Origin of the sequence: Streptomyces niphimycinicus, assembly GCF_018883605.1 — a bacterium.
Classification (GTDB): domain Bacteria; phylum Actinomycetota; class Actinomycetes; order Streptomycetales; family Streptomycetaceae; genus Streptomyces; species Streptomyces niphimycinicus.
Genome location: NZ_JAHLEM010000809.1, coordinates 1 through 5,362, shown reverse-complemented (window position 1 = coordinate 5,362; position 5,362 = coordinate 1). Strand labels below are relative to the sequence as shown.

Sequence of the window (5,362 nt, the reverse complement as noted above, 5' to 3'; positions counted from 1 at the left end):
GCGGAGTGGCTGTCGGAGGGCTTTCGGCCCGAGGCGCGGGATAGCTTTCGGCCTGAGGCGTGGGATGGCTTGCGGTCTGAGGCAGGGAACGGCGTGGGGCCTGAGGCGTGGGATAGCTTTCGGCCTGAGGCGCGGGATGGCTTCCGGCCTGAGGCAGGGAACGGCGTGCGGCCTGAGGCGTGGGATGGCTTGCGGTCTGAGGCAGGGAACGGCGTGCGGCCTGAGGCAGGGGACTGCTTGCGGCCTGATGCCCGGAACGGCTTCCGGCACGGCGCCCACGACGGCAACCGGGAGGGCCGATGATCGCCGCGGCCCGCGCCCTCCTCGCCCTCGCCCTCCTCGCCGTCTTCTACGCCCTGGTCGCGGCCATGGTGCTGCTCTGGTGCGCCTTCCTCGTGGCGGCCTTATGGGCCGCCGGAGAACCGGGGGTCCAGACGCCGCCCATGAGCGTCGTCACCGCCTGCGCGGCGTTCGCCCCGATCGTCTTCGGCATGGTGTGGGCGGTGATCCGCACCGCACGCCCCGCCGTATCGCGCGAGGACGCGGTGCCGGTGACCTGGCGCGGGGCGCCGGAACTATGGCGCACGGTCGAGGAGCTGGCGGTCGCCGTCGGCACCCGGCCGCCCGCCCGTATCCGGCTGACCGCCGAGGTCAACGCCTCCGTCACCGAGGACGCACCGCTCCTCGGGCTCGCCCCCGGCCAACGCGTCCTCTACCTCGGAATGCCCCTGCTGGCCTGTCTGCCGCCCGCCGAACTGCGCGCCGTCCTCGCCCATGAGCTGGGCCACTTCTCCCGCCGCCACAGCCGCTTCGGCGCGGTCGCCCACCGGGGCGCGGCGGGGCTGGTCGCCGCCCGGCAGGCGATCCAGGAGGCGTCGGCGGCCAATCACCTGGTGCGGCTGTACGCGGGCTGGCCCCTGCTGCTGCTCGGCCTCTACACCCGCGTCTTCCGCTGGCTCACCCGCCCGGTCCGGCGACGGCAGGAGCTGGAGGCCGATCGCGAGGCCGCCCGGGTGGCCGGTCCGGGCGCCATGGCCGACGCGCTGCGCTCGACGGCGGCGCTGGAGGCGGCGTGGCAGGAGTTCTTCGCGGACTTCCTCGCCCCGATGCGCCGGGCGACGGGCCGGATCCCCGACGATCCGTTCCGCGCCTTCGCCCATATGGTCGAGGCGCCCGAAGTACGGGAGCCGCTGGCCGCGTTACGCGCCCGCGCCGTAGAGCGGCCCGCCGACCCCGAAGACGCGCATCCGGCGCTGGCCACCCGCCTGGAACGGCTGGCGCGCCTGCCCGCCGACCCCTGGACTCCGGACGCCTTGGCCCCGGACGCCTTGGCCCCGGACGCCTTGGCCCCGGACCCCCTGACCCCGGACCCCCTCTCGCTACGGTCGCGGTACGCGGTCGCGCTGGGCCGCGTGATGCTGTCCGGCCCGGACGCGGGTAAGCGGGTGCCGTGGCGGGACTGGCTCACCGAACTGGCCGAATACCGCGCGACGCGCGTCCTGACCCCGCTGGCCGAGGCGGTGCGCGGGGTCGAGGCGGCCGAGGGGGTGGGACGCCTGAGGGCGGGGCCGGTCACGGCGCCGGAAACGGAGCCGATCGGGGGGCCGGAAGCAGAGCGGCTCGCGGAGCCGGAAGCGGGGCCCGCCGCCCAGCCGGACGCGGCGCTCACCATCCAACGGGTGCTGCGGCTGTTGGACAGCGGCCGCCGTATGCCCCTCGCCCGCGCCCTCAACTCCCGTCTGGACTCCCGTCTGGACTCCCGTCTGTCGCACGGTGAGCGGACGCCCCACTCCGAGCAGACCGAACGCGACGATCCGCTCAGCGCCCTGGCCGACGCCCTGGCCGTGCTGATCGGAGCGCAACTGGTCGCGCGGGGGACCGCCTACTGGGCCATGAACTGGACCGGCCCCAGCATCCTCGTACCGCCCGACGGCATCGCCCCCGAAACCATCCGCACCTGGGCCGACACCGCCGTACGGCTGCCCGGCCAGACCCAGCGGCTCGGGCTGCACCTGGCCGCCCTGGGCGTGGACGAACGCGCACCCCTGCCCGGCCCGGCCGGGGGCACGGCGGCTGGGCCGATGCCGGGGGAGAAGGCGCGGCGGATCAGCATCGCGCCCGAGGTCACCGGCCCCGCGCGCCGGCGCATCATCGGCGTGGGGGCGGTGGCGCTCACCGTGCTGGTGGGGATGACGGGGTTGACGTTCGCGCTGTGGGCGCACAAGGACGAGCCGAGCTACCCCCGGATCCCGGTGACCCGGTGGAACGACCGCTACCAGCCGGGTGGCGGCACCGGAACGGACCCGGCTCCGTACCCGACCTACCAGCGGCCCACTTTCCCGGACCGGCCGACGATCCCGACCTACCAGCCCCCACTGCCCCCGCCCATCCACATCGAGCCGGTCATCCCCAGGTCCGCGCCGTAAGCGCAGCGGACCGCGCCCCTAACCACAGCCCCCCTCGCCCACCCCGGCCCGGACGCCCCCCGGAGGCGGCACCGACCGCTTGTGCTGCCACCGGTGGAGCAGCCCCCCGCCCCGACCGCAGCCCCGCCCCAGGGGAGGGGGCGCCAGCCCCCCGCCCCGACCACGCGCCCCGGCACGTCAGGCAGTCCCTATCCCGCCACCGGCCCCGCGCCGACGGCGCGCGCCCCGCCTTCGGAGGCCCCGGCCGCCCTGCCACCGGCAGCCGCACCGACCGCACCCGCCCCGTCTCCGGCACCGATCTCGCCCTCGGTGCCCGCGCCTACCTCGGCACCCGAGCCCATCTCGGCACCCGAGCCCATCTCGGCACCCGCGCCTACCTCGGCACCCGCGCCATCACCCACACCCACCCCGCTCCCAGAACCCTCGCCGCCAGATCCGCCGGCCTCGGGCCGACTCCGCATCGCACGCCCCAGCGCCGCGTACCCACCGGCCGCCACGAGCCCCACCACGGCGCTGCTCGCCCACAGCGCGTCCGCCCCGAAGCGGTCCATGACCGCGCCACCCACCAGCGGCGCGGTGAGCGAGGCGAGGGACCACGACAGGGTGTACATCCCCTGGTAGCGGCCGCGCGCATGGGTCGGGGAGAGCCGGGCCACGAGCCCCATCTGCGTGGGGGAGTTGATGATCTCGCCGAGGGTCCAGACGGTCACGGCCACCGTGTACATCCCGACCGACCCGGCGAAGGCGGTCAGCCCGAAGCCCCCTCCGGTCAGCAGCGCGGAGGCGATCAGCAGCGGCGCCGGATCGCGGTGTTCGAGAAACCGCGTCACCGGGATCTGTACGGCCACGATCAGCGCGCCGTTGGTCGCGATCGCGATGCCGTAGTCCGTGCTGGACAGCCCCTCCGCCCCCATCGCCACGGGCAGCGCCACGAACGCCTGCTGGATGAGGGTCGCGACCAGATAGGACAGCCCGACCACGGCCATGAACCGCCGGTCCCGCAGCACCGAGCCCAGCCCGGCCTCCGGCTCCTCCACTGCCACACCCGTACCCCCGGTGGGGGCGACACCCCGCTCCGGACGGGACTCCGGCACCTTGGCGAAGACGATGACCGCGCACAGCAGCGTCATCCCGGCGTCGCCCAGGAAGAGCGTGAGATAGCCATGGCTCGCGATCAGCCCGGCCGCCGCCGCGGAGACGGCGAAGCCGAGGTTGATGGCCCAGTAGTTGAGCGCGAAGGCCCGCACCCGGTCCTCGGGACGGACGATGTCGGCGATCATCGCCTGCACCGCGGGCCGCGACGCGTTGCTGGTCATGCCCACCAGACAGGTCACGACGGCGATGGCGACCGGATCCTGGACGAAGCCCAGCACGGCGACCGTGACCGCCGTCGACACCTGCGAGACCAGCAGCGTGGGCCGCCGCCCCAGCCGGTCGGTCAGCACCCCGGAGACCACGGCCGACACCGCTCCGCCCAGCCCGTGCAGCGCCCCGACCAGCCCGGCGAACATCGGCGAATAGCCCCGGTCTACGGTCAGGTACATGGCGAGAAAGGTGGCCACGAACCCGCCCAGCCGGTTGACCAGGGTGGAGGTCCACAGCCACCAGAACTCCCGGGGCAACCCCGAGACGCTCTCCTTCGCGGCCTGTTTCAGTCGAGCGACGGACACCGGACGACTCCCCCCTGTGCGCGACAACAAGTCGCATCCGTAAGCGGCATCTGTAAGCGGCACAACCAGCAGCCGCAACTTACCGATGCCGCCCCCGCGCCGCCAGCGAATTGACGGGGTCCGTCAACCGACCCCCTCGGACCGGTCCAGTAGGCTCGGCGGCATGGCCGACGCACCGTACAAGCTGATCCTCCTCCGCCATGGCGAGAGCGAGTGGAACGCGAAGAACCTGTTCACCGGCTGGGTGGACGTCAATCTGAACGAGAAGGGCGAGAAGGAGGCCGTCCGCGGCGGTGAGCTGCTGACGGACGCCGGCCTGCTCCCCGACGTGGTCCACACGTCCCTCCAGAAGCGCGCCATCCGCACCGCCCAGCTCGCCCTCGAGGCCGCCGACCGCCTCTGGATCCCGGTCCGCCGCTCCTGGCGCCTCAACGAGCGCCACTACGGCGCGCTCCAGGGCAAGGACAAGGCCCAGACCCTCGCCGAGTTCGGCGAGGAGCAGTTCATGCTGTGGCGCCGCTCGTACGACACCCCGCCGCCCCCGCTCGAGGACGGCGCCGAGTGGTCCCAGAGCGACGACCCGCGCTACGCGACCATCCCGCCGGAGCTGCGCCCCCGCACCGAGTGCCTCAAGGACGTCGTCCAGCGCATGCTGCCGTACTGGTACGACAGCATCGTCCCGGACCTCCTCACCGGCCGCACCGTCCTGGTCGCCGCCCACGGCAACTCCCTCCGCGCCCTGGTCAAGCACCTCGACGGCATCTCCGACGCCGACATCGCGGGCCTCAACATCCCCACCGGCATCCCGCTCTCCTACGACCTCGACACCGACTTCCGCCCCGTCAACCCGGGCGGCACCTACCTCGACCCGGATGCCGCGAAGGCCGCCATCGAGGCGGTAAAGAACCAGGGCAAGAAGAAGTAACCCCACCCGAACAAGCCCCCTACCCGCACCCTTCTCGGCGGTTTTCTAGGGGTCGTTGCAACACGTGGTCGTGTTGATCAGGCCGCGAGCAGTTTATGCAGGCGCTCGGCTGGGGTTTCCCAGCCGAGCGTTTTGCGTGGGCGGCCGTTGAGTTCGGCGGCGACGGCGTCGAGGTGCTCGCGGCAAGTAGACCGGGATGTCGGTCGCGACGGTGAACTCGCGGTGGCGTCCCATTTCGCTGCCCTGGTCCCAGGTCAGGGACCGCTTCAGGTGGGCCGGCAGCGTCTGGACTGTCTCGACCAGGGTGTCGCGGACCAGCTCGGTGCCCCGGCCGTTCGGCA

The 5,362-nt window shown here is 73.3% G+C and carries 3 protein-coding genes and 1 pseudogene; 2 read left to right on the top strand and 2 right to left on the bottom strand.

The window, feature by feature from the left end; translation table 11 throughout:
- Window positions 1-299: 299 nt before the first annotated feature.
- A complete protein-coding gene (locus KN815_RS43205; RefSeq protein ID WP_216347228.1) occupies window positions 300-2,426 on the top strand; it encodes a M48 family metallopeptidase in 2,127 nt (708 codons plus the stop codon).
- A gap of 188 nt (window positions 2,427-2,614) precedes the next feature.
- On the opposite strand, the gene KN815_RS43200 is transcribed toward KN815_RS43205, so the two are convergent.
- Entirely contained in the window at window positions 2,615-4,096 is a 1,482-nt protein-coding gene (locus KN815_RS43200) for an MDR family MFS transporter (RefSeq protein WP_216347227.1), read from the bottom strand.
- Window positions 4,097-4,259: 163 nt separating this feature from the next.
- Here KN815_RS43200 and KN815_RS43195 point away from each other — a divergent pair, with 163 nt between their 5' ends.
- A complete protein-coding gene (locus tag KN815_RS43195) occupies window positions 4,260-5,021 on the top strand; it encodes a phosphoglyceromutase (protein WP_216347226.1) in 762 nt (253 codons plus the stop codon).
- 77 nt (window positions 5,022-5,098) lie between these two features.
- Here KN815_RS43195 and KN815_RS51180 read toward each other — a convergent pair.
- Window positions 5,099-5,362: pseudogene (locus KN815_RS51180) on the bottom strand (transposase); the annotation flags it as partial.

Bases quoted from the DNA above. Each gene is read 5' to 3' on its own strand.
- KN815_RS43205 (WP_216347228.1), top strand. From the start codon at position 300: ATGATCGCCGCGGCCCGCGCCCTCCTCGCCCTCGCCCTCCTCGCCGTC.
- KN815_RS43195 (WP_216347226.1), top strand. From the start codon at position 4,260: ATGGCCGACGCACCGTACAAGCTGATCCTCCTCCGCCATGGCGAGAGC.